The 24,149-nt window shown below is 73.6% G+C and carries 19 protein-coding genes; 11 read left to right on the top strand and 8 right to left on the bottom strand.

Annotated elements, in window-relative coordinates:
- Positions 1-2: 2 nt before the first annotated feature.
- From ACO06A_RS14935 to ACO06A_RS14925, 3 genes are all read left to right on the top strand, one after another.
- Complete coding sequence (locus ACO06A_RS14935) at positions 3-275, top strand: DUF4242 domain-containing protein (protein WP_421733016.1); 273 nt, start codon at positions 3-5, stop codon at positions 273-275.
- A 10-nt stretch (positions 276-285) separates the two neighbouring features.
- The gene (locus ACO06A_RS14930) at positions 286-837 is read left to right on the top strand and encodes a hypothetical protein (RefSeq protein WP_421733015.1); all 552 of its coding nucleotides are present in this window, start codon (positions 286-288) and stop codon (positions 835-837) included.
- Positions 838-924: 87 nt separating this feature from the next.
- Positions 925-1,755, top strand: coding sequence for a class II glutamine amidotransferase (locus ACO06A_RS14925; protein ID WP_421733014.1), 831 nt, complete (start codon positions 925-927; stop codon positions 1,753-1,755).
- Positions 1,756-1,759: 4 nt separating this feature from the next.
- Here the strand turns inward: ACO06A_RS14925 and ACO06A_RS14920 are convergent, their stop codons facing one another.
- On the bottom strand, positions 1,760-2,152 hold the full coding sequence (locus ACO06A_RS14920) for a VOC family protein (protein WP_421733013.1): 393 nt from the start codon (positions 2,150-2,152) through the stop codon (positions 1,760-1,762).
- Between the two features lie 61 nt (positions 2,153-2,213).
- Here ACO06A_RS14920 and ACO06A_RS14915 point away from each other — a divergent pair, with 61 nt between their 5' ends.
- Positions 2,214-3,014, top strand: a complete 801-nt coding sequence (locus tag ACO06A_RS14915) for an FAD binding domain-containing protein (RefSeq protein WP_421733012.1) — start codon at positions 2,214-2,216, stop codon at positions 3,012-3,014.
- On the top strand, positions 3,011-5,704 hold the full coding sequence (locus ACO06A_RS14910) for a molybdopterin-dependent oxidoreductase (protein WP_421733011.1): 2,694 nt from the start codon (positions 3,011-3,013) through the stop codon (positions 5,702-5,704). The genes ACO06A_RS14915 and ACO06A_RS14910 overlap by 4 nt, the downstream gene beginning before the upstream one ends.
- A gap of 165 nt (positions 5,705-5,869) precedes the next feature.
- Here ACO06A_RS14910 and ACO06A_RS14905 read toward each other — a convergent pair whose 3' ends face one another.
- The gene (locus tag ACO06A_RS14905; RefSeq protein WP_421733010.1) at positions 5,870-6,880 is read right to left on the bottom strand and encodes an XdhC family protein; all 1,011 of its coding nucleotides are present in this window, start codon (positions 6,878-6,880) and stop codon (positions 5,870-5,872) included.
- A 163-nt stretch (positions 6,881-7,043) separates the two neighbouring features.
- Between ACO06A_RS14905 and pucL the strand changes: the two genes are divergently transcribed.
- Both pucL and ACO06A_RS14895 read left to right on the top strand, forming a co-directional pair.
- Positions 7,044-7,937, top strand: coding sequence for a factor-independent urate hydroxylase (gene pucL, locus ACO06A_RS14900; RefSeq protein WP_421733009.1), 894 nt, complete (start codon positions 7,044-7,046; stop codon positions 7,935-7,937).
- A 70-nt stretch (positions 7,938-8,007) separates the two neighbouring features.
- Positions 8,008-8,481 (top strand): nucleoside deaminase, encoded by a 474-nt coding sequence (locus tag ACO06A_RS14895; RefSeq protein WP_421733008.1) that lies wholly within the window; start codon positions 8,008-8,010, stop codon positions 8,479-8,481.
- Positions 8,482-8,616: 135 nt separating this feature from the next.
- Here the strand turns inward: ACO06A_RS14895 and ACO06A_RS14890 are convergent, their stop codons facing one another.
- The 3 genes from ACO06A_RS14890 to ACO06A_RS14880 all read right to left on the bottom strand — a co-directional run bounded on the left by ACO06A_RS14890 (position 8,617) and on the right by ACO06A_RS14880 (position 11,224).
- On the bottom strand, positions 8,617-10,248 hold the full coding sequence (locus ACO06A_RS14890; protein WP_421733007.1) for a hypothetical protein: 1,632 nt from the start codon (positions 10,246-10,248) through the stop codon (positions 8,617-8,619).
- A gap of 185 nt (positions 10,249-10,433) precedes the next feature.
- Positions 10,434-10,766 carry a hydroxyisourate hydrolase gene (gene uraH, locus ACO06A_RS14885; RefSeq protein WP_421733006.1) on the bottom strand — a complete coding sequence of 111 codons (333 nt, stop codon included), beginning with the start codon at positions 10,764-10,766 and terminating at the stop codon, positions 10,434-10,436.
- Entirely contained in the window at positions 10,763-11,224 is a 462-nt protein-coding gene (locus tag ACO06A_RS14880) for a 2-oxo-4-hydroxy-4-carboxy-5-ureidoimidazoline decarboxylase (RefSeq protein ID WP_421733005.1), read from the bottom strand. The genes uraH and ACO06A_RS14880 overlap by 4 nt, the downstream gene beginning before the upstream one ends.
- Before the next feature lie 53 nt (positions 11,225-11,277).
- On the opposite strand from ACO06A_RS14880, the gene ACO06A_RS14875 reads away from it, so the two are divergent.
- Entirely contained in the window at positions 11,278-11,826 is a 549-nt protein-coding gene (locus tag ACO06A_RS14875) for a nucleotidyltransferase family protein (protein ID WP_421733004.1), read from the top strand.
- A 50-nt stretch (positions 11,827-11,876) separates the two neighbouring features.
- Entirely contained in the window at positions 11,877-12,257 is a 381-nt protein-coding gene (locus ACO06A_RS14870; RefSeq protein ID WP_421733003.1) for a YciI family protein, read from the top strand.
- Positions 12,258-12,429: 172 nt separating this feature from the next.
- On the opposite strand, the gene ACO06A_RS14865 is transcribed toward ACO06A_RS14870, so the two are convergent.
- The 3 genes from ACO06A_RS14865 to ACO06A_RS14855 form a co-directional block, all read right to left on the bottom strand.
- The gene (locus ACO06A_RS14865) at positions 12,430-17,241 is read right to left on the bottom strand and encodes a hypothetical protein (protein WP_421733002.1); all 4,812 of its coding nucleotides are present in this window, start codon (positions 17,239-17,241) and stop codon (positions 12,430-12,432) included.
- 13 nt (positions 17,242-17,254) lie between these two features.
- Positions 17,255-20,521 carry a hypothetical protein gene (locus ACO06A_RS14860; protein ID WP_421733001.1) on the bottom strand — a complete coding sequence of 1,089 codons (3,267 nt, stop codon included), beginning with the start codon at positions 20,519-20,521 and terminating at the stop codon, positions 17,255-17,257.
- 104 nt (positions 20,522-20,625) lie between these two features.
- Positions 20,626-21,000, bottom strand: a complete 375-nt coding sequence (locus ACO06A_RS14855) for a VOC family protein (protein ID WP_421733000.1) — start codon at positions 20,998-21,000, stop codon at positions 20,626-20,628.
- Positions 21,001-21,041: 41 nt separating this feature from the next.
- Between ACO06A_RS14855 and dinB the strand changes: the two genes are divergently transcribed.
- Together dinB and ACO06A_RS14845 are read left to right on the top strand one after the other, a co-directional pair.
- Positions 21,042-22,223 carry a DNA polymerase IV gene (gene dinB / locus ACO06A_RS14850; RefSeq protein WP_421732999.1) on the top strand — a complete coding sequence of 394 codons (1,182 nt, stop codon included), beginning with the start codon at positions 21,042-21,044 and terminating at the stop codon, positions 22,221-22,223.
- Between the two features lie 107 nt (positions 22,224-22,330).
- Entirely contained in the window at positions 22,331-24,112 is a 1,782-nt protein-coding gene (locus ACO06A_RS14845) for a family 43 glycosylhydrolase (RefSeq protein WP_421732998.1), read from the top strand.
- Positions 24,113-24,149 lie beyond the last annotated feature (37 nt).

The raw sequence follows: 24,149 nt of genomic DNA, 5'->3' as shown, positions 1-24,149 counted from the left end.
CGATGCCGCGATACATCGTCGAGCGCACGTTCCCGACGGGCCTGCACATCCCCACCGACCCCGACGGCGCCGCGTCCTGCCTGACCGTCGTCGACAACAACGCCGACGAGGCCGTCACCTGGGTCCACTCCTACGTCAGCGACGACAAGTCGAAGACCTTCTGCGTCTACGACGGCCCCAACCCCGAGGCGATCCGCGTGGCGGCGCAGCGCAACTCGCTGCCCGTGGACCGGATCACGCAGGTCCGCGTCCTCGACCCGTACTTCTACGTCTGAGGAGGTCATCATGGTCAACCCCGTGCTGGCCTCGCTCGCCGCGGTCACGCTCGCTGCCTCCGGCTACGGGTTCGGCGGCGGCCACGGCCACGACCCCGGCCACGCCGGCGTCTCCCACGCCCGGCAGGCGATCGCCCCGTACCGGCAGCTGGACGTCGCGAAGGACGCCGGCTACGGCCTGCTCAGCGACGCCGCCGGCGTTCAGTGCATCGACAACCCCGGCGAGGGCGGGATGGGCGTGCACTTCGTCAACGGCGACCTCGTCGGCGACGGGGCGGTCCGGGCGACCACTCCCGAGGCACTCGTGTACGAACCCGCCCGGCACGGCGGGCTGCGCCTGGTGGCCGCCGAGTACGTCGTCTTCCAGGCCGACTGGGACGCCACGCACACGTCCCCGCCCCGGCTGTTCGGGAGGACGTTCGAGCTGGTCCCCGCGGGCAACCGTTACGGGCTGCCGGCGTTCTACGAGCTGCACGCGTGGCTGTTCCGCTCCAACCCGTCGGGCATGTTCGAGGACTGGAACCCGCGCGTGAGCTGCGCCCGGTCCACCGAGTCGTACTGACGTCACACCACCTGCGGTCCGGGGGCAGACATCCGGGACCGCAGGTGGTGTGCTGGGCGGGACCGTCGCACCGGCAAGGAGGCCGACATGTGTCGCTGGCTCGCCTACACGGGATCGCCCGTCCTCCTGGACGACCTGATCTACAAGCCCACCAACTCGCTCGTCGTGCAGAGCCTGCACAGCCGGCTCGGCGCGGAGGCCACCAACGGCGACGGGTTCGGCGTGGGCTGGTACGACGAGCACTCGCCCACGCCGGGGGTGTTCCGCAGCATCGAGCCGGCGTGGAGCGACCGGAACCTGCGCGAGGTGGCCGAGCACGTCCGTGCCGGGGTGGTGCTCGCGCACATCCGCGCGACCAGCGGGACCGCGGTGCAGCAGACCAACTGCCACCCGTTCCGGCACGGCCGGTGGCTGTGGATGCACAACGGGCTGCTCGCCGGGTTCTCCGCCATGAAGCGCGACCTCGTCCTGGCCATCGACCCCGAGCTGTTCCCGCTCATCGAGGGGTCGACCGACTCCGAGGTCCTGTTCTACCTCGCCCTGACGTTCGGCCTCGAGGACGACCCGCCCGCCGCCGTCGCCCGGGCGGTCGGGCTGGTCGAGCAGGTCGGCCGGACGCACGGCATCGCGTTCCCCGTGCAGATGACCGTCGCCACCAGCGACGGCACCCGGCTCTGGGCGTTCCGGTACTCGACCGAGGGACAGAGCCGGTCGCTGTTCCGGAACACCGACGTCGCCGTGCTCCGGCAGCAGTACCCGGAGAACCCCGTGCTGCACGACCTCGCGGACTCGACGCGCATCGTCGTCTCCGAACCGCTCGGGGACCTCAAGGGCGCGTGGCACGAGGTGCCCGAGAGCAGCTGCCTCGTCATCGAGGACGGGCACGAGGAGCTGGTCCCGTTCCAGCCCGCGGTGTAGCGGCTCAGCGGTCCAGGCAGAGGCAGAACGGGTGACCGGAGGGGTCCGCGTAGACGCGGAAGGGATCCTCCGGGTGACCCTCCTCCTCGGGCGTCCCGGTCAGCGGTCGCGCGCCGAGGCGCAGCGCCTCCTCGTGCCCGACGGCGAGGTCGGTGACCTCCAGGTCCAGGTGCACGATGGCGCCCGCCCGCCACGGCGGCACGAGGGCGTCCGAGCGCTGGAAGCCGATCCGGACCGGGCGCTCGGGGTCGACGATGAGGAGGTACTCGTCGCCCTCGGGGTCCGGCTCCTCGTGACCGGGCGCCCACTCCCACCGCAGGAGGCGGCGGTAGAACTCGGCGAGCTCGCGCGGCTCGGCGCAGTCGAGGGTCGGTTGGCGCAGGTGTCGACTCGTCATGCGCCGACGCTAGGTGCTTCGTCACATGCCGGACACCTGTATACGGTTCACTCGGCAGACCATGGACCTCACCTCGCTGGACCGCATCCGTGCGGCACACGACCGGACCGAGCTGACGCTCGGCCCCCGCAGTGCGCCCCTGGCCGGCGGCACCTGGCTGTTCTCCGAGCTCCAGCCGGACCTCGAGGAGCTGGTCGACCTCACGACGCTGGGCTGGCCGGCCGTCGAGGTGACCGCGGACGGGCTGACCCTGGGGGCCACCTGCACGATCCGGTCCCTGGTGGACCTCCCCCCGGTGCCGGGGTGGCGCTCGCAGCACCTGGTGGCGCAGTGCGCCCGGTCGCTCGTGGCGTCCGAGAAGATCTGGGACTGGGCGACGGTCGGCGGGAACATCTGCCTCGCGCTCCCGGCGGGCGCGATGACGTCGCTGGCCGTGGCGCTCGACGCGACCGCGGTGGTGTGGACGCCCGACGGCGGCGAGCGGCGGGAGCCCGTCGCGTCCTTCGTCACCGGCGTACGGACCACGACGCTGAACCGGGGCGAGGTGCTCCGCGCGGTGTCCGTCCCGGCCGACGCGCTCGGGCAGCCGGCCGCGTTCCGGCGCATCGCGCTGACCCGGCAGGGCCGCTCCGGGGCGATCGTCATCGGCCGCCGGCTCGGGCTCGGCGGGCTCGTCGTCACGCTCACGGCGGGCGTCACGCACCCCCACCGGCTGGAGTTCCCGACGCTGCCCTCGCGGACCGAGCTCGCGGAGGCCGTCGCGGCCGTCGACGACTGGTACGACGACCCGCACGGCGCCCCGGACTGGCGTCGGGCCATGACGATCCGGCTGGCCGAGCAGGTCCGAGAGGAGCTCGCATGAGGTTCGAGGTGAACGGCTCCCCGGTCGAGGCGGAGCCCGCGCCCGGTCAGGTCCTGCGGACCCTGCTGCGCGAGCAGGGGCACGTCGAGGTGAAGAAGGGTTGCGACTCCGGCGACTGCGGAGCGTGCACCGTGCTGCTGGACGGCCGGCCGACGCACTCCTGCCTGGTCCCCGCGTACCGCGCGGCCGGCCGCGCGGTGACCACGGTGTCCGGGCTGGACCCCGCGGTCGGCCAGGCGTTCGTCGACGCCGCCGCGTTCCAGTGCGGGTTCTGCACGGCGGGCCTGGTCACGACGGTGGCCGGACTGGGCCTCGAGCAGGACGACGACGAGACCGCCCGATTGCTCAAGGGCAACCTCTGCCGGTGCACCGGGTACCGCTCCATCTGCGACGCGGTCGCCCGCCGCCGCAACACGGTCGACGCGCTGGCCGGTCAGGACGCCGGCCGCTCCGTGCGCTCCCCCGCCGCGCACCGGATCGTCACCGGCAACGAGCCGTTCACCCTCGACGTCCCGGCCACCGACCTGGCCCACCTCGCGGTGCTCGGCAGCCCGCACGCGCACGCCCGGATCGTGTCGATCGACGCCTCGGCAGCCCTGCGCGCGCCGGGGGTGATCGCCGTGCTCACGCATGAGGACTCCCCCGCCACGCTCTTCTCGACCGCCCGGCACGAGTCGCGGCTCGACGACCCCGACGACACCCGCGTGCTCGATCCCGTGCTCCGGTTCCACGGCCAGCGGGTGGCCGTCGTGGTCGCCGAGTCGGTGCGCGAGGCATCGCGCGCGCTGTCGTTGATCGAGGTCGAGTACGAGGTCCTCCCGGCAGTCGTCGACCCGTCGGCCGCGCGGGAGCCGGGTGCCCCCCTGGTGCACGGCTACAAGGGGCCCGAGTCGCGCATCTCCGAGCCCGGGCGCAACGTCGTCGCGCAGCTGCACGCCGAGATGGGGTCGGTCACCGCTGCCCTGGCGTCGTCGGCCCACCGCGTCGGCGGCACCTACCGCACCAGCCGCGTCTCGCACGCGGCGATGGAGACCCACGCCACGCGCGGCTGGCTCGACGAGGACGGGCGGCTCGTCCTGCGCACCAGCACGCAGGTGCCGTACCTGGTCCGCGACGAGATCGCGCACATCTTCGACCTCGACCCCGCGCGCGTCCGGGTCCTCACCGGACGCGTGGGCGGCGGGTTCGGCGGCAAGCAGGAGCTGCTCACCGAGGACGTCGTCACGCTCGCGGTCCTGCGCACCGGGCGCGCGGTGCAGTACGAGATGAGCCGACGCGACGAGTTCACCATCGTGCCCACCCGGCACCCGGTGCGCGTCGAGGTGGAGCTCGGCGCGGACGCAGACGGCGTGCTGACGGCCATGCGCATCGACGTGCTCAACAACACCGGCGCCTACGGCAACCACGGACCGGGCGTGATGTTCCACGGGGTCAGCGAGTCGATGGCCGTGTACCGGTGCGCGAACAAGCGGGTCGACGCCGAGTCCGTCTACACGCACACCGTGCCGTCGGGCGCGTTCCGCGGGTACGGGCTGGGGCAGATCATCTTCGCGATCGAGTCCACCATGGACGACCTCGCGCGGTCGGTCGGCATCGACCCGTTCGAGCTGCGGCGCCGCAACGTCGTCGTCCCCGGCGACCGCCTGCTGGTGGTCGACGCCGAGGAGAAGGGCGACCTCGACATGCACTCCTACGGCCTGGACCAGTGCCTGGACCTCGTGCAGGCGGCCCTGGCCGACCGGTCCGCCGATCTCGCCGCACCGGCCGGGACGGTCGTCGGCGACGGCATGGCCATCGCGATGATCGCCACGATCGCGCCGCGCGGCCACTACGCCGAGGCCTCCGTCCGCCTGCTCGACGACGGCCGGTACGAGGCCGCCATCGGCACCACGGAGTTCGGCAACGGCACCACCACCGTGCACGGCCAGCTGGTCGCGCAGGCGCTCGGTACCACCGTCGACCGGATCGTCATCGTGCAGTCCGACACCGACGTCGCCGGGTACGACACCGGGGCGTTCGGGTCCGCGGGCGTCGTCGTCGCCGGGCTCGCCCTGCACCGCGCCGCCCTCCAGCTGCGCGCCAAGCTCCTGTCCGCGGCCGCCGCGCTGCGCGACCACCCGAGCGACGAGCCCCGCACGTGGGACTCCAGCGACCTCACACCCGACGCGGCGAGCGGGGTACCGCTGACCGAGATCGCTCGCGCCGTCCCCGGGCTCGCCGGCCAGGGCACCCACGACGGGACGCCGCGGTCGGTCGCGTTCAACGTGCACGGCTTCCGCGTGGCAGTCGACCCCGCGACCGGCGAGGTCACCATCCTGCGGTCGGTCCAGGCGGCCGACGCCGGCACCGTCCTGCACCCCGAGCAGCTGCGCGGCCAGATCGAGGGCGGCACCGGCCAGGCCGTCGGCACCGCCCTGTACGAGGAGATGCGGCTCGACGACGAGGGCCGCGTGACCACCGCCTCCTTCCGCAGCTATCACGTGCCGCAGATGGTCGACCTGCCCCGCACCGAGGTCCTCTTCGCTCAGACCAGCGACGGCCTCGGCCCGCTCGGCGCCAAGTCGATGAGCGAGGCCCCGTACAACCCCGTCGCGCCCGCGCTGGCCAACGCGATCCGCGACGCGCTCGGCGTCCGCCCGCGCGAGCTCCCGATGTCCGCCGAACGCCTCTGGCGCCTCCTGCACGTCTGACTCCACCCGGCGCAACGTCCGAGCAGCTGCAGCCCCCGGCCCACGTCCACTCGGACGTCCCGACCGCCCCACCCGCACCGTCCGAGCAGGTGCAGGTCCCAGCCCACCTCCGTTCGGACGTCCCGTCCCCGACCCGCGCGTAGGCCGACCTGGCACACGCCGCGGTCAGGAGTGCGGTGCTCGCGGGCGGTGGATCGGGCCGGCCAGGTCCGTCAGCGGCAGCCCCGTGGCTCCCGTGCGGGACGCCAGCACCTCCGCGAGCACCGACACCGCGGTCTCCCCCGGGGTCGACGCCCCGATGTCCAGGCCGATCGGCGCGTGCAGCCGGGTCAGCTCGTCCTCGGTGGCGCCGAGATGCACCAGCTCGGCCAGGCGGCGGTCCTGAGTCCGCCGTGAGCCCATCGCGCCCACGTACCCGGCGCCGCAGCGGAGTGCGGCGAGGACCAGGTCGGCGTCGAACCGGTCGTCGTGCGCCATCACGCAGACCACGTCACGCGCGCCGAGCCGTTGCTGCGCGAGGTGCCGCACGGGCCAGTCGACGACCACCTCGTCGGCCGCGGGGTGCCGCCGCGGCGTGGCCAGCACCGCGCGGGCGTCGCACACGGTCACGCGGTATCCCGCGGCCCGCGCCACGACGGCGAGCGCGGAGGAGAACTCGAGGGCGCCGTACAGGAGCATCCAGGGCGGGGCCGACGCCACCTCCACGAACACCTCGACGCCGCCGTCGGGACCCATGACCCGCACCAGGCCGGACCGGTCCACCTGCGGCAGCCGACCCGGCAGAGGCCCGTCGAGCGCGGTCACCATGACCGCGTCCTCCCCACGCGCCGCCGCGGCCAGCGCGGGCACGTCCTGCGGACCCACCAGCCGCGCGTGGACGCGGAGCACCCCGCCGCAGGTCAGGCCCACGGCGAACGCGTCCTCGTCGGTGACGCCGTACTCCTGCACGCCCGGCGCGGCACCGTCGAGCACGGAGCGGCACAGGTCGTACAGCGCCCCCTCGACGCACCCGCCGGCGACGCTCCCCACGGCCGCGCCGGCCTCGTCCACCGCCATCGAGGTCCCGACGACCGTCGGCGCGCTGCCCGTCATCGAGACGACCGTGGCGACGGCGACGCGGTGGCCGGCGCTCAGGATGGCCAGCAGGCGGTCCGCGATCTCGAGCACGGTGGTCACCTCCCGGACCCAGGGCGCTCGCGGGGGTGCGCTCGCGGGGTGCGACGAGCCTAGACCGCTCCCGATCACCCGCGAGTACCGTCGAGGCGGCGGGACACCCGTCCTCACCGGTGTCCCGGGAGGAGGAAACGCGCGTGTCACATCGCCGAGGCACACTGCGGCCATGACGGCCCGACTGCACGCCCACCAGTACGGCAAGGCCGAGACGCGCGTCGTGCGGATCGTGCGTGACACGCCCCGGCACGAGATCCGCGACCTCAACGTCTCCACCGTCCTGCGCGGCGACTTCGCGGCCGCCTATCTCGACGGTGACCAGTCGGCGGTCCTGCCCACGGACACGCAGAAGAACATGTCGTTCGTGTTCGCCAAGTCGCACGGGATCGCTTCACCGGAGCAGTTCGCGATGCTGCTCGGACGGCACTTCGTGGACCACGTCGAGCCCGTCTCCGGTGCGCGCGTGGACGTCGAGGAGTACGCCTGGGTGCGAGCCGTGGTGGACGGGGCCGAGCACGACCACACCTGGGTCCGCAGCGGGCAGGAGGTGCGGACGGCCTCCATGACCACCGACGACTCCGGCACGACCGTCATCGGCGGCCTCCGCGATCTCACGGTGCTCAAGTCGACGGCGTCCGAGTTCCGGGGCTTCCTGCGCGACGAGTTCACCACCCTGGTCGACGCCGACGACCGCGTGCTGGCCACCTCACTGACCGTGCAGTGGCGCTATGCGGGCACCGACCTCGACTACGACGCGACCTATGCCGCCATCCGTGCCGTGATCCTGTCCACCTTCGCCGCGGAGCACTCGCTCGCGCTCCAGCAGACGCTCTGGCAGATGGGCGAGGCAGTGCTCGACGCCGTCCCGCAGGTGGTGGAGGTCCGCATCGCCGCGCCCAACAAGCACCACTTCCTGGCCGACCTCAGCCCGTTCGGGTTGCCGAACCCGGGCGAGGTCTTCTTCGCCGCCGACCGCCCGTACGGACTGATCGAGGCGGTGGTGGTGCGCGAGGGTGCGCCCGATGCCGGCGACGCCTGGATCCGCTCGGTGGGCGCTCCGTGAGCGCGCGTCCCTGCGGGGCTCGGGGCACGATGGGCTGCTCCAACCACGCCGGCATCAGAGGGGGCCTCTTGTGACTCCGGAGGACGAGAGCTGGCTCTCGCAGGCGGTCGCGCTCGCGACGGCCAACGTCGCCGACGGTGGCGGTCCGTTCGGCGCCGTGATCGTCCGCGCGGGCGTGGTGATCGGCGTCGGCCAGAACCGGGTCACCCGCGACAACGACCCGACGGCCCACGCGGAGGTGCAGGCCATCCGCGCGGCCTGCCGGACCATCGAGAACTTCTCCCTCGAGGGCGCCACGGTCTACACGTCGTGCGAGCCGTGCCCCCTCTGCCTGGCCGCGTGCCTCTGGGCCCGGGTCGACCATGTGGTCTTCGCCGCCGACCGGCACGACGCCGCCCGCGCCGGCTTCGACGACAGCGCCTTCTACGACCTGTTCTCCTCCCACCCCGACACCTGGCCGATGCCCGTCACCGGCCACCGCGTCCCGACCGCGTCCGACCCGATGGACGCCTGGCTGGCCCGCCCCACGCGCATCGAGTACTGAGCAGCAGGCCGCCCTCGACCACGGTCAGCGGTCGCCTGCATGTCTGTCGGGTGCGCGCCTATCGGCGTGTGACCTTGGGCGCTCACGCGGCACGGAAGGCACGCCCCGCACACGAGGCGCGACGGCCACGCGTGGTCAGTGGTCGGGTGGGTGTCCGTCGGGGGTGTTGACGGTGTGTCCGCGGTGGTTGCGGAACACGTAGCGCAGGGGTGCCCGTCCGGTGGTGGGCGCGTCGATGCCTGGGCCCGCCGCAACGCCAGCACTCGAGGACTCCCGGAGTTCCGCCTTGGCACGCTGTCGCCGGGTCCATCCCGGTGGTTTCTCCAGCCGGTGGGGGGTCAGGTTGAGTCGGTGGACCTCGGAGTGGTGGTGCTTGCACAACAAGGCCGCGTTGCTCAACGAGGTGGCACCGGAGTCGCGGTCCCACCAGCGGATGTGGTGCACCTCGCAGCGCGACGCGTGCTGCTCGCACCCGTTCCAGACGCATTGCCCGTCCCGGACCACCGCGGCACGCCGTTGCGCGGTGGTGAACAACCGCTTGGCCCGTCCCACGTCCAAGGGCAGGCTCTCGGCGGACAGCACGATCCGGGTGATCTCCGCCTCGCACAACACCCGCGCCAGCTCCGACATCGCCACCGGGGTGCCGTCCTCCAACGTCGCCGGTGCCACGGTCCCCCAGGGCAGGGCGACCGGGGCGCAGAGGCGGTCTGCGGGTGCCAACCCGACACCGGTGCGCGCGGTGGAGTCCGCGAGCGTGGCGGCGCCGCCGAGCAGCGTGATGCCGCCGCGCACGGTGCCGTGATCGTCGGCTGCGTCGGCCGCAGCCTCCAACGCTCGCTGGTGGGCCAGCAGCTCCGCGACCGTCTCGGCCGCCACCAGCAAGGACACGTGCGGGCGACTCACCGCCCCGGACGTCACAGTCATGGGCGCGCCGTCCTCGGTGCCCTCCGGGCCGGCGGCCCGACGCGCCCCGGCGCACGCGCCTTCGGCCAGCATCGTCAACGCGTCCGCGCTGGCCTGCCCCGGAGAACGGGTGTCATCGCCGTACTGGCCCATCGCGTCCAACGCGACCCGCAGGGACTCCCCGGCGATCCGGTCCAGGCGACCCTTCAAGAACACCCCATGCGGCTGGACGGACATCGAGAAGAACCGCTCCCGGTGCTGGGCCTCATGCTCGGCCTGCAACGCAGCGGGGTCCTGGGCGGCGACCCAACGGGCCAACGCCCGGGCGAAGTCCGGCCGCGACGCGCGGCTCGCCATCCCCACCACCTGCTCCTGCGCCTGCGGGGTCCGCAGCACCGCCGCGACCTCCGGAGTAGCGGCCGCCGCGATGCGGGCGAGCTCGTCCAGGTGACCCAACGGCACCGACCCCTCCCGCACGCCAGCCGCGACCGTGCCCATCGACACCAACGCGTCGGCCTGCCGCACCACCCTCGACGCCTCACCCAGACCGGACCGGGTCACCCGGGCCTGGGCCGCCTCGAACGAGCGATCCCCCGGGCGCAGGCTGTCCCCCGCATCACGGTCGGCGACCAGCAGGTGCGCCCGCGCCTCGGCCAACGCCGCCTCCGAGGCCCGCACCACCGCCAGCACCGACGCCCGGTCCGCACCCGTCCACGCCCGCGACTGCCGGGCCACGACAGCCAGCGAGGAGGTGGCGTCGCGCACCCGCGCCGCCACCTCCACCACGCCTACCACCGTTTCGAACATACGTACGATGCTAGGACAAGCAGGACAGGAGATCAAGCCTCTGACCTGCACAAACATATCCACAGACCCGAACACCGAGCCGCCCACAGCCCACCGATTGGGGCGCGCTCCGTGGCGGGACGCGAACACGCAACAGGTCGTCGACCCCTCCGACGCCACGCTCGTTCGCGCCCGTCGCCACCACGCTCGGAAGCGCCCACCGGACCCGCCGACGCACGCTCCGACGCGCCAGCCGACCCCGCCTAGCTCCCCCGGTACGTCGAGTACGCGAACGGACTCAGCAGCAGCGGCACGTGATAGTGCCCGTCATCCACCACGTCGAACACCACCACCACCTCGGGATGGAACCCCACCTGCCCGGTCGCCGCGAAGTAGGCACCGGTGTCGAACGTGAACCGGTACCGCCCGGGCGCCACACGATCGGGCCCGAGGGACCGGGCGCGACCGTCGTCGTCGGTGAGGCCGGAGGCCAGCTCGGTCCACGCGCCGGCGTCGAAGGCAGCCAGCGTCACGGGCACCCCGGCCGCGGGCCTACCGAGGGCGGTGTCGAGCACGTGCGTCGTCAGCGCGCTCATGCCGCGAACACCGTGCGCAGGCGCAGCAGCGCGATCTGCCGGAGCTGGTCGGCGACCTCGGCGGACTCGGCCGCGTCGGTGAGCTGGAGCCGGCGATGGAGCTCGGCCAGGATCTCGGGCCTGCTCCGACCGGCCGCGCGGATCAGGAAGATGCGGCCGAAGCGCTCCTCGTAGGCCCGGTTGCCATCGGCCATCGCGGCGACCAGGGCGGGGTCGTCGGTCGTCGACGCTGCCTGCTCGACCGCGGAGAGCCCGGACGACCTCTCTCCGATCCGAGGGTGCGCGCTCAGGGCCTCGTCGACCTCGGCGGGGCTCAACGACCGCGCCGCGAGGTCGCCGACGCCGACGAGCGCGTCGACCGAGGGGTACGGGCAGCCCGACGCGACCTCGTCGACCCACCGGGCGACGTGCAGCGCGGTGGCGAGTCGTTCGCGCGTCTCGGGTCCGTCGTCGATCATCCAGGCCGCCCTCCGGTAGCGCTCCGCACTCGCGCACTGGCACCGTACGGGACGTGCCTCCCTCTGACGCAAGCCTCTGCGGGATCGTGCTCGCAGCGGGTGCGGGCACGCGGCGCGGTGGCCCGAAGGCCCTGGTGGTCCCCTGGCTCGCGGACGCCACCAGGCTGCTGCTCGACGGCGGCTGCGAGCGCGTCGTCCTCGTCCTGGGTGCGGCCGCGCAGGAGGCGCGGGCGCTCGTGCCGGACGACGAGCGGGTCACCGCGGTCGTCGCGGAGCGGTGGGCCGACGGGCTCGGCGAGTCGCTGCGTACCGGCCTGGCTCATGCCACCGGCGATGTGGCCGTCGTGACCCTGGTGGACCTGCCGGGCACCCCGTCCAGCGTGATCACGAGGCTGCTGGCACGCACGGGAGATCTCCGGCAGGCGGTGTACGACGGCCGGCCCGGTCATCCGGTGCTCATCGGCGCCGACCACTGGGCACCGCTGGCCGCCACGCTGCACGGCGATCGCGGCGCCCGCGCCTACCTGGTCCAGCACGGCGTCGTCGAGGTCGAGTGCGGAGATCTGCACGACGGGCTCGACGAGGACGTGTCGAGAACGTGACGTCCCGCGCGTCATCCCCCCGACAGCACCGCACCGACAGGAGGCTCACCGTGAAGTACCTCATCCTGATCCACTCCAACCCGAAGCCCTGGGCGCACCCCACGTCCCGGTTCACCGACGAGGGCCGCGCGCTACCGGTCGCCGAGCACGAGGACGCCGACCGCCGGTTCGACGGGCTCCTCACCGAGCTGTCCGCGAGCGGGGAGCTGGTGTCCGCCGAGGCGCTCGCCGACCCGGCGTCGGCCACGGTGTACCGCTGGCGCAGCGGCGACTCGCTGGCGAGCGAGGGGCCGTACGCCGAGACGCAGGAGCACCTGGCCGGGTTCTTCCTGGTCGACTGCGCGTCGCGGGAGCGTGCCGAGGAGGTCGCGGCGCAGTTCGCCGGGCCGGGCAGCGTGGCCGAGCTGCGACCCGCCTACGTCTGGGAGTGATCGGGCCTTACGTCCCACCTGGCGAGACGGCGACGGGAGGACCATCGGGAGCGTGAACGCACCGTGGTGGCGACTGGCAGCAGAACGCGAACAGGCGAAGGAGTGCGGGACCGTCGTGGTCGAGCGCACGGATGACACGACGGACCTCCTGCCCCCGTTCTACGACTGACCGCTACAGCCAGACCGAGTCGGCGTAGACCAGCCGCGGCACCGGTGCCGCGGGGACGCCGGGCACGGTCGCGTCGGCGTCCAGCAGCTCGTGCTCCTCGACGAGCACGCGCCACGTCCCGTCCGACGACCCCCCGGGTCGCCGCAGACCGGGCGAGGCTGCGCCCGCGGGGATGAGCACCGACCCGGTCCAGGTGGCGCGGTACCCGCCGGACTCCTCGACGCTCACCGCCAGCAGCACCGACGTGGTCGACGACTCCCACTCGAGGTCGCCGGCTCCCGCGGCGCGGCTCTGCACCGTCGCACGCACCGTGCGCGACTGCTGGAGCCGCGACGCGCGCACGGCGGCGTCGCCGGTGGGGCTGTCCGCGCTGAGCTGCTCCCCCGCGAGCCCAGGCGCACCGTGCGGGTCGAAGCGCAGCCAGCTGACGACGCCGGTGAGCGTCACCTGGACGTGCCGCGGGTCCGGGCGGCCGACCGTCAGGGTGCGGGTGGGCAGCGGCTGCACCCAGCTGGTGAGCGCCACGGGTGACAGCGAGCACCCCTCGATCGAGTGCGGCTGGTACCGCGCGACGGCCAGGCGCACGAACGGCCACAGCGCGGGGGTCTCCTGGATCGCGACGTCGACGAACCAGCGGCCCGACGCCTCGTCGTACTCCGGGCGGTAGCCCAGCACCCGGACCGCCGGGCGTCCGCGCACGTCGCGCAGCGGCACCGCGGCGGCCACGGCGACCGGGTTGCCAGGTGCGTCCGGCCACCCCCGCTCGCGCCCACCGAGGACCTCGCCGTGCAGCGGCGGGCGGATGTCGACGCTCTCGGCGGCACCGGTCTCGAGGGCGTCCAGCAGCAGCTGGTCGAACGTGAGCAGCGGCGGGACGGTCGGGTTGCTCGTGGGCCCCCCGTGCTGGGCGATCGGGTCCGCTGCCCACAGGCTCGTCGCGCCGTCGGGGGCCTGCTGAGCCTTCGGCTTCCGCGACCAGGTCCCGTCCGGAGCCTGCTCCCACTCGTCGGTGTCGAACACCAGCACGCCGAGCAGCTCGCCGTCGCCCGACGAGAACCACGGCCGCGCCAGCCAGACCCGCACGCCGGAGCGCCGGACCTGCCGCCACGCGAACGGGTCGTCCGGCTCTGTGCCCTGCTCCCAGCGCAGCAGCGGCACCGCGTCGAGCACCACCGGGGCGGCGGGCCGCGCCGACGAGGGGACGTCGATCACCACGGGCTCGCCGGTGGGCGGCTCCGCCGGGACCTGGGAGGGGTCGAAGAACTCGGCGTACCGGGTGGACCCGCTCGGCACGTACGTCACGCGCCGGTAGTGGGTGTCCTCGAAGGTCTGCAGCATCCGGTGGAACCCGATCCCGCCGAGCGCCTGCGCGAGCGCACCCGTGGGCTGGAAGTCGTAGAGGAACAGCGCTCCGGTGCTCTCCCGTTCCCCGACGGGCGAGCGCACGACGACGTCGGACTTCGACGCCACCTGCGGCCCCGCGGCCGACACGTCGTCCACCTGCTCGGTCCAAGACGCGGTCACGACGAGCAGGTCCGTGCTGGACCCGTGCACGTCGACCAGCCCGCTGAACGCCGCGACCGCGCGGCCGGGCGGGCGCAGGAACAGGTCCAGCACCCTGAGCGACGGTGGTCGCACGGGCACCGGCACCGCGTGCACCAGCCGGACGTCGACCGACGGCGTGAGCCACCAGGTCCAGCCGGACGACGCCGCGCGCATCAGGGCCGCCGCGGCGACCACCTCGTCGGTGGTGTAGCCGTCGGCGGGGTCGACGACGCTGGCCAGGTGCGACCGCCACAGCCCGAACCTCTCCAGGTCGACCGGGTCCAGCGTGCTCGAGACGGCCACCCGCACCTGCTCGCCGGGCGGGACCGCGACTCGCACCTCGTGCCCGACCACGTGGGCGCCGAGCACCGCGCCGGGCTCCACGACGATCCGCAGCGGTTGCAGCGACGGCCATGCTCCGGGGTAGGGCACGGTGACCGCCTGGAGCGCGCGCGGCTCCGGCAGCGCGTGCGGAGTGCCGGCCTCGTAGAACACCAGCGACACACCGGTCGCGTACGGGTCCGGCAGGTACGGCAGGCGTAGCGCGTCGGTGTCGTGCACGACGTACTGCCCCTCGCCGATCGGGCGCCCGCGGTCCGCGGTGATGTCCGGCAGCGTCGCCCGGTGCACCGACCCCGTGTCGGCCCCCGGCCGGTCGACGAGCGCGATCCCCTGCTGCTCGTGCGTCGCGTGGGGGTCGGTGAGGCTCGGCACGTGCTGGTCGAGCAGCGTGCCCCGCTCGGCGAGCGCCACGGCGTACAGCCGGCGGATCTCGGCGGCGTCGCCGGTGCCGATCGCGGCGTCGAACTTCCCCGCCGCCTCCGCCTCCAGCTGCGTGGCCTTGGGCGGTGCCACGTGCCGCTCGGCGGTGGCCGCAGCGTCCGGCACGCCGCTGCGCACCACGAGGTGCGCCGGCTGCTCCCCCGGGGTCAGCGCCACGCGCGCCACCAGCGCGGGCGCGGGGACCGGCTCCCACCGCAGGTACGGACGCGGCGTGGTCACGACGGACCGGGCGAGCAGCCGGAGCTGGTCGGGCCACGCGAGGTCGTCGTTGCGGGCAAGGCCGGCGAAGTCCCCCGCCTCGATCCGCAGCTGCGGCCGCACCCGCAGCGTCTCGCGGGACTCGGCCAGGATGCGCGACGCGGCGACCACGTCGTCGAACAGACGCTGGGCAGGCGCCACCTCCTGCGGCGTCGACGCCCGGGCCACCAGGTTCTCGAGCGTCGCGTCGATGTGCGCGTCCCCGGACAGCAGCTCCTCGGGCAACCCCGCGGTGCCCCGCTCGGCGGTGCGCAGGTGCGCGATCACCGCCTCCCGGCGGGCCGCGGCGATCCCGGCGCGGTCTCGTTCGGTGTACCGGCCGCGCAGCCGGTCGAGGTGGGTGCGCGCCGCCTCGATCCCCCGCGCGTCGGGCTCGAACGGACGCCGACGCCGCGGCGGGACCTGCGGGACCGAGTTCCCCGCCAGGTCCACGGCCAGCACCCGGAAGCTGTAGGAGGTGCCGTACCGCAGCCGCGGCAGCGACCGCGGCTCCACGCGCGACGTCGTGTGCGCGCCGTCGACCGGCTCGTCCGGAACCGTCTCGACGACGGCCTCGGTGGCGCCGTCCGGGCCGGGCGGCTCGACGTGCACGATCGTCAGGCCGGGCCGCGGCGCGGACAGGCTCCACCCGTCCCAGCCGGCCACGACCTCGTGCAGGTAGTAGCCGACCCCGGGCGCGCCCTGGTTCAGCGCCGACAGCTGGAGGAACCCGACGTCCGGCTCGTCCGTGACGACCGGCACCCCGCTCGGCTCCCCGGTGACCGTGACGCGGCGCCGGTGCAGGCTGTGCCACTCCTTGGTCACGTCGTCCCACACCTCGACCCGGATGCCGCGCACCAGGTCGTCCAGGAGCAGCTCGCGCGTGCCGTCGTCGACCGCGAGCGCCTCCGCCTCCTGGACGCGCGCACGCAGCTGGGCGGCGCGTTCCCGACGGGCGAGCGCGAAGCCGGTGGAGCGCAGGGTGCCCGGGGCGGACGTCGCCGGGTCGCCGTTGGCCTCGCCGGCGTACTGCCGGACCAGGTTGCGCGCGTGCTGGTCGAGCTTGAGACCGGACGCGTCCGGGTCGACGTCGAGCACCACCCACTCGTCGTCACCGAGGGGCAGCGCTCCGCCCACCCACGCGGCGCTCGACCGGGCGGCGAACACACCTGCATCGACGACCACCGCGGTCTTGCGAGGAGGCAGCACCTCCAGGTCGGCGTCGGGCGAGGTCACCGTGATGCTCACCCACGTGGCGCCCGCGAGCGCCGCGCGTGCGCCGGCGGCGTCGACGCCGTCCAGCACCACGTCGACCGCCAGCCCCAGCCGGCGCAGCAGCGCCGGCGTCGCCCCCAGCTGCGCAAGCCGCGCGTGCACGTCGTGCTCGGGCCGGTCCGGTCGCGGGGTGGGCGGCGCCGCCGGGTCGGGCTCGCGGCGCGGCGTCTGCTGCGGCTGCTCCGGACGCTCGTAGTACCGCCGCATCGCGTGGGCGTCGACCACCAGCTGGAGCTGCGGGTCGGCGGACACGTCCTGCCCGAGCAGCGCGTCCAGCTGCCGCGTCACCCGGGTGTCCCCCTCCGGGTCGTCCAGCAGCACCTGCACCGGCGACGGCCGGTCGGTGATCTCCGACTGGTAGTCGGGCAGCGGGGGGATCTCCCGGCCGTGCCCGCGCTCCGGGTCGAGGTCGTCGGGCTCGGTGAGCGGGCCGAGGGTGGTCAGCGCGTCCCGCAGCCGCTTCGCCGGCACCTGGAGCGCCCGACGCGCCCGCCCGGGAGCGTCCTCGAGCAGCTGCCACAGGGGTCCGCCCTGGTCGAGGTCGGCCAGCGTCCGCAGCAGCCCGCCCGCCACCGGATCGCCCTCGAGCCCGGGCCGACGGGTGGGTGCCGAGGTCATCGCCGCGACGTGCAGGTCCACCGCGTGGTCGCTCAGCCGGCTCGCGGGGTTGGATCGCCACGTCTCGTCGGACAGCACCGGGTTCGGGAACCCGTCGACCGGGGTGCCGGGCGCCAGCACGGCCACCCAGGACGCCGAGTCGGCGACCGAGACGACGCGCAACGGCAGCGTGGTCCCGAGCGACGTGCTCAGCGTGAACGTGCAGCCCGCCAGGGTCGCCGGCCAGTCGGCCGCGGCCGGGAAGTCGGACAGCAGCGCGCCGCCGACCAGCTTGTGGGTGAGGAAGACGGTGAGCTGGAACGGGGCGTCGTCGGCCAGCGAGTGCGGCAGCGCGGTCGCCAGCAGAGTGGTGGGCATCGGGTCTCCTGGCTCAGGCCGGAACCGGCGCGAACGCGTCGCAGTAGAGGGCCCAGTCGGCGTTCATGCCGCCGACGGGCGGCATCACCTGGTACATCGTCGGGTCGCCCTTGGAGCCCGCCAGCTTGCGCTCCACGGAGATCTCCACGGAGGCCGAGAAGAACAGGATCTCGATCTCCACCACCAGCGAGGCGCGGCCGATGAGCTTGCCGGTCTGGAAGTGGTACGTCAGCGACAGCTCGAGGGTGATCGACGCGCTGATCAGGCCGAGCACGTCGACCTCGCCGCGGATCCGGAAGTACGCGGTGAACAGTCCCTTGTCCGCCTCGAGCCGCAGGTAGACGCCCACGGCGATCGACACGGAGCCGGACGCGACGCCGAGGTCGACCGACAGCGACGCGCACGCCTCGAGCCCCAGCTCCAGGAGCACCAACCCCTTGGGTGCCGCCCGCAGCGAGAGCCAGCCCCCGCCCCCGACGCACATCACGGTCAGCCGGAACGGCGCGTCCTTGGAGCAGAAGTGGAACCCGACGGTCATCGCGTCGCCGAGGAACGGGATCCGCGCGTCGGCGCCCAGCGCGATGTTCTCCAGGCTGAACACGCCGACCGACACGTTGGGCAGCGTGAGGTCGAACCCGGCCGTCACCCCGTCCGGGGCCACGTCGACGTAGGGCGGGTCGGAGAACCCGTCGAAGGGGATGAGCTCCCGCAGCCGGTCGACGAACGCGAGCGGCCCGAGGAACCCCATCCCCCCGAAGACGACGTCGACCTCCGGCTTGCCCGACGAGCCCGCGTGGAACCCGATCCGCCGGAACATCAGCTTCATCAGCGCGGTGTCACCGTTGCCGACGAGGTTGAGGTCGAAGTCGACGATCTCCGCGACGACGTCGACCGCGGGCGGTGCGCTGGCCGACGCCCGGACCTCGACGTCGATGTGCAGCGAGTCCGGCTTGGGCTTGAAGATCTCCGGGGCGGTCGGCAGCAGCCCCCAGGCCTTGATCGTCGGTCGCCAGGACAGCCGCGCAGTCACCTGCCCGCCGACGACGCCCTCCAGCAGCTGCGCGAGCCCGGCGGCGTCCTTGGCCAGGTCCGTGAGCGTCCGCAGGGTCTGCACCGGGGTGGCCAGCGAGGAGCGGACGGCGGCGGGGAACCCGGGCAGCCCGATCGCGTCGAGCAGCGGCTGGAGGTCGGCCGCGAGCGTGACTGCCGCGGAGCTGACCGCCTCGGGGGTGCCCGGGAGCCCCTGCACCGCGGAGACCAGGGCGTCGAGGTGCGCCGACGTGGCGCCCACCCGCGCGTCGAGCGCGTCCTTGGCCTGCTGCGCCACGGCCTGCGCGCCGCCGTGCGCCGCGGCCGCGACCTCCGCGGCGAGGCGTGCCTGCGCGTCGGCGAGGGCGGTCCTCAGCCGCCGCGCCTCCGTGAGCAGCTTGGTGACGGCGTCGAGGGCGTCGGACACGAACGCGGGTGCCTCGTCGAACCCGGCGACCTCGAGCAGCTCCGTGAGGCTGAACAACCCGAACAGCTTGGGCAGCGCGCCGGACAGGAAGGTCGCCGGGTCGAAGGCGCCGGCGTCGAACGGCGACGGACCCTTGCCGGACTCGCCGATGGCCCCCAGCGCGCGCGAGATGCCCTGCACCGACAGGTTGGGGGCGACGAACCCGCCGGCCCGGTCGGACCCGGAGCTGAAGTCGACCGCGGCCGGCAGGCTCTTCAGGGCCAGGACCAGCTCGCCCGCGTTGGGCGCTCCGGGGACCGGCTTGGCATCGAGCGCCCTGGCCGGCAGCCCGTGCAGCAGGTACGGCTTGGCGTAGACGAGGTCGACGGCCGGTGCCTGCGGGGACAGGTGCCGCATCGACGGCACCACCGCCCGCAGCTCGGTGAGGAACGGCCGGCTGGTGACGCTCTCGGTGTCGATCATCCCGTCGAAGATCAGGTGCCCCGCCTCGACCGAGGTGTCCCCCGCCTTGACCGGCTTCGCGAGGGCCAGGGTCTGCCCGCGCCCCTGGATCTGCCGCACCGGGAGGTACGCCGACGACGCGTGGTCGGGGTGGTGGACGAACACCTGGTCCCCGTCCGCGCCCGCGCGCACGAAGACCAGCGGTGCGGACCACGTCCGCGTCTCGCCGCCCCGGTCGACGGTGGTGAGCGTGAACGGGAACGGGATGGTGTTGCGGGTGGGGACGAACGGCTCCGAGTCGCCCGGTGGCTTGTCGATGTCCGGGGTCACGAGCGGGCTGACGGTGACCTGGCCGAACGGGTTGTCGCGGTCGCCCGAGGGGTAGGTGCGGGTGGGCTGGCGGACCAGGATGAACCAGCGCTGCCACAGGTACGCGACCGGCGTTGCCCGGTGCTTGATCTCGCGCTCCGTCACCTTCACCAGGTAGCAGCGGTGGCCGAACGGGAAGAGGAACCCCGGGTACGCCACGCGCACGTACCCGTCGCGGCCCATGAACGCCTGGTGGCGGTAGTCCACGACGTCGGCGGGGAGGTCCCAGGACTGTCTCCAGTCGAACCAGGCGCCCAGGCTGGACAGCGCGAGGTTGCTGACCATCAACGGCTTGTCGGCGTTGCGCCGGCGGCCGCCGTGCGTCTGCTCGACGAACGCGTCCCGGTCGAACGTGGTGAGCGGCTGCTCGAACAGCGGCGGCAGCACGTCGGAGTCGCGGTTCCACAGGGCGCGGACGACGCGCTGGTCCGGGTCGGTGTCGTCGAGCGAGCCGTCCGCACGGCGCACGGTCAGGTGCGTCCGCCACAGCTCGGCCCGGTCGTACGGCCCGATCGCGACGGCCGAGTGCCGGAACGCGCCGCGCTCGCTCGGCGAGACGACCAGGTGGTACGGCGCCTCGATCGCCGTCTCGAGGTCGGTCGGGGGCTCGGCGCTGCGCTCGTCGGGGGTCGTCTCGCCCGCCGGTGTCGCGAGCGGGGACACCCGCAGCGTCAGCCCCGGCAGCGCCCCCAGCACGCCCTCGAGGGTGTAGCCGATCCGGGTGCCCTCGGGGACCGCGTAGACGAGCCGGGTCGGGCCGGACACGACGTGGCGCGACGGGCTCCCCGGCACAGGTGGGGGCGGTGGCGGAGCTCCCGCGTCCCAGATCTGCTCGCCCAGGTGCTGCGGCGGGAAGTGCACCACGAGCGAGGCGTCGGGGCCGGCGACGAGCTCCGCGCCCCCGTCGGTGGGCTCGATCGTGCAGCCGGGCGCCTCGAGCCGCAGGTCGATCAGGTCGCGGGTGCGCAGGAGGCGGACGTCGACGGGCTGCGGTCGTTCATCAGGCTCGCCCATGCGGTGCCACCCCCGGCCCGGTCCGCTTCGGGCCGAATTGTCCGCCCCGAGCGATCATGCTCCGAGCGGCCCGTCCTGGCTACGCCTTTCGGGTGAACGTCTGGTCAGACCGTCTTCGAGCGGGTCTCGAACTCGGCGGAGACCGGCGGCAGCAGGCAGAACAGCAGGCCGACGGGGTCCACCATGACGGCGTAGTCCGCGTGGCGCGTCCGCACCGTGGCACCGAGCCCCTCCAGCCGCGCGATCTCCGCCTCGAGGTCGTCCGTCTCGATGTCGAGGTGGAAGCGCGGGGTCGGGTCGTCGCCGATGTCCTGCGTCGCCACGTGCGGCAGCGAGGCGGCGTCCCGCAGCGCGGTGAAGGGCTCGTCCGGGACGGGGTGCGGCGTCGCTGCGAGGGCCCCTGCCCAGAACGTGGTGACCGCGTCGACATCCTTCGCGGGGGCGTCGATGATGACCTCGCGGAGCATGATCCGGTGCATGACGCGACCCTAGTGTCAGAGGTACGTTCGAACATGTGTTCGTGCGCTCCACGATCCTGCATGCCGACCTCGACGCGTTCTACGCCTCCGTCGAGCAGCGCGACGACCCCCGCCTGCGCAACCGTCCGATCGCCGTCGGCGGCGGCGTCGTGCTGGCCTGCTCGTACGAGGCCAAGCGCCGCGGCGTGAAGACGGCCATGGGAGGCCGCCAGGCGCGTGCGCTGTGCCCGGACCTCATCATCGTGCGGCCGCGGTTCGACGCCTACGTCGAGGCGAGCAAGGCGGTGTTCGAGCTGTTCCGGCAGACCACCCCGATGGTCCAGGGCGTCTCCATCGACGAGGCGTTCCTCGACGTGGCCGGCCTGCACCGGATCGACGTGGCGCCCGTCGACATCGGCGCCCGGCTGCGCGCCCAGGTCAAGGACGTCGTCGGGCTCCCCATCACGGTCGGGGTGGCGCGGACGCCGTTCCTGGCCAAGGTGGCCTCACGCGTGGCCAAGCCGGACGGGTTGCTGCTGGTCCTGCCGGCCGACGAGGAGTCGTTCCTGCACCCGCTGCCGGTCGAGCTCCTGTGGGGCGTCGGTGCGGTGACCGCCGCGAAGCTGCACGCGTACGGGATGTTCACCGCCGGCGACGTCGCCGCGCTCCCCCGCTCCGTGCTCACCGGCACGCTCGGTCCGGCCGCCGGTGCGCACCTGTACGCGGTGGTGCACGGCCTGACCCCCGCGCGCGTGGTGGTGGGTCAGTCGCGCGGGTCGATCGGGGCGCAGCGGGCGATCGGGCACGGTCCGCACGATCCCGCATTCGTCCGGGCGGCCCTGCTGGGGCTCGTCGACCGGGTGGGCAGGCGGATGCGCAAGGCCGACCGGATCGCGCGGACCGTGATGCTCCGGCTGCGGTTCGAGGACTACACCAAAGCGACCCGGTCACGCTCGTTCGCCACCGGCACCGACTCCTCGGAGGACATCGCCGCAGCCGCCCTGGGGCTCCTGGCCGCCGCCGCGCCGCTGATCCGCGAGCGCGGGATCACCCTGGTGGGCGTCGCGCTCACCGGGCTCTCGTCGGACGAGTTCGTGCAGCTCGCGCTGCCGCTGGACCACCCCGACCACGGCGGGCTCGACGAGGCCGTGGACGCGGTCGCGCTCCGGTTCGGGACGCAGGCCGTCATGCGTGCCAGCCTGCTGCGCACCGGTGAGGGGATCGCGGTGCCGCTCCTCGAGTGAGCGGAGCGACCTCAGGTCGGCATTCCGGACATCTGTACATCGTTGTAGAACGGTGCCAGGATGAGCGCGGCCGCCCCCCACGACGATGTGGAAGACAAGGAATCCCGATGAGACGCACCCCCCTGTCCCTGGTCCTGCTGGTGATCGCCGCGCTGCTCGGGCTGGTCGCCCCCGCCACCGCGGCGACCGCGGGCGGGCACGCGCCGGCGCCGGCCACCCGCCCGGTCGACCCCATCGCGCACGACCCGACGATGGTCAAGGAGAAGGGCTGGTACTACGTCGCCATCACCGGCGACGCGGCCTTCGACGACACGTACCTCGCGCTCAAGCGCTCCCGTGACCTGGTGCACTGGGAGGAGCTGGGACCGGTCCTTACCGAGCTGCCGGCCTGGGTGCTCGAGTCGCTCGGCGTGACCGAGGCACCGCGCGACGCCTGGGCGCCCGACCTCAGCTGGTCCGGGACCGAGTGGCGGCTGTACTACGCGGTCTCGCAGTTCGGCACCAACAACTCCGTGATCGGCCTGCTCACGTCGCCGTCGCTGGCGCACCCGCAGTGGGAGGACCAGGGCCTCGTGGTCCGCTCGCAGCCGGGCGTCGACACGTTCAACGCCATCGACCCGAACGTGGTCACCGACGCCGACGGCGGGACCTGGCTCTCGTTCGGCTCGTTCTTCTCCGGCATCCACCTCGTGCCGCTCGACGCCACGACCGGCACGCCGGTCGCCGGCGAGGAGCCCGTCGCGATCGCCCGCCGCCAGTTCGCGCCGAACGCCGAGGAGAACCCGACGATCGCGTTCCACGACGGCTACTACTACCTGTTCGTGTCCTGGGACTACTGCTGCCGCAGCGTGGAGAGCGACTACCGGACCATCGTCGGCCGCTCCCCCAGCCTGACCGGCCCCTACCTCGACGCCGACGGCGTGCCGCTGCTCGACGCCAAGGGCGGCACGGAGATCCTGCGCGGCTACAACGAGTTCGTCGGTGCCGGTGGCGGTGACCTCCTGATGGACAAGAACGGCCGCTCCGGGTACTTCGTCAACCACTACTACGACGCGACGGACGGCGGCGCTCCCCGCCTGCACGTCCGGAAGCTCACCTGGGGGCGCGACGGGTGGCCGGTGATCAGCGACCCGATCAATCCGAGCCGCTCGATCGGCCACGGCGACCCCTTCGTGCAGATCGCCCCGCGCGACGGCACCGCGGTGGTCGAGAACGCCGGCTGTGGCTACGAGGGCGCCAACATCGCCCTGTGGACCGACCTGGACAACACCTGCCAGCAGTGGCAGCTGTCCGACCGCGGGAACGGCACCCGGATCCTCAACCGGTTCAGCAACAACGTGGCCGAGGTCGGTGCGTGCGCCAACGTCGACGGTGGCAACGTGGCCCAGTGGGGCTGGCTCGGGTTCCTGCCGAACAACGACTGCCAGCGCTGGAGCTTCTCCGCCGCGGGCGACGGCTGGACCACCGTGGCCAGCATCCTGCCCGGCAACCGGGTGTGGACGGTCCAGGGCGGTCCCGTCGCGGGCAGCAACCTCGCGATCAGCTCCCCGACCGGCGGCGCGGACCAGCAGTTCCGGTTCGAGCCCGTCGGCGAGGTGCTGCTGGCCGACCCGACGGACCAGACGACCCTCACCGCGCCGCGCGCGCACGCGGGTGCGGTGACGTTCCGGCCGCGCGACGAGCGCGCCCGTCAGACGTGGGTCCTCGAGCCGGTGGCCGGGACCGCCGGGTACACCGTGCGCACCACCGAGCGGGGCGGTTGCCTCGGCACGGACCTCCGGCTCGTCCGCACCGGGTGCGGCACCTGGACCCTGAGCCCGACGGACGACGGCACATGGTCGCTGAGCAGCACCGGAACCACCCAGGCGGTGCGGCTGCTGCTGCCCTGACACTCGACCGGACGTGGTCGAGGCCCCGATACTGGCA

The sequence above is a fragment of the Cellulomonas sp. genome, from assembly GCF_965229465.1.
Taxonomy (GTDB): Bacteria; Actinomycetota; Actinomycetes; order Actinomycetales; family Cellulomonadaceae; genus Cellulomonas.
This window is presented reverse-complemented; position numbering and strand designations above follow the sequence as displayed.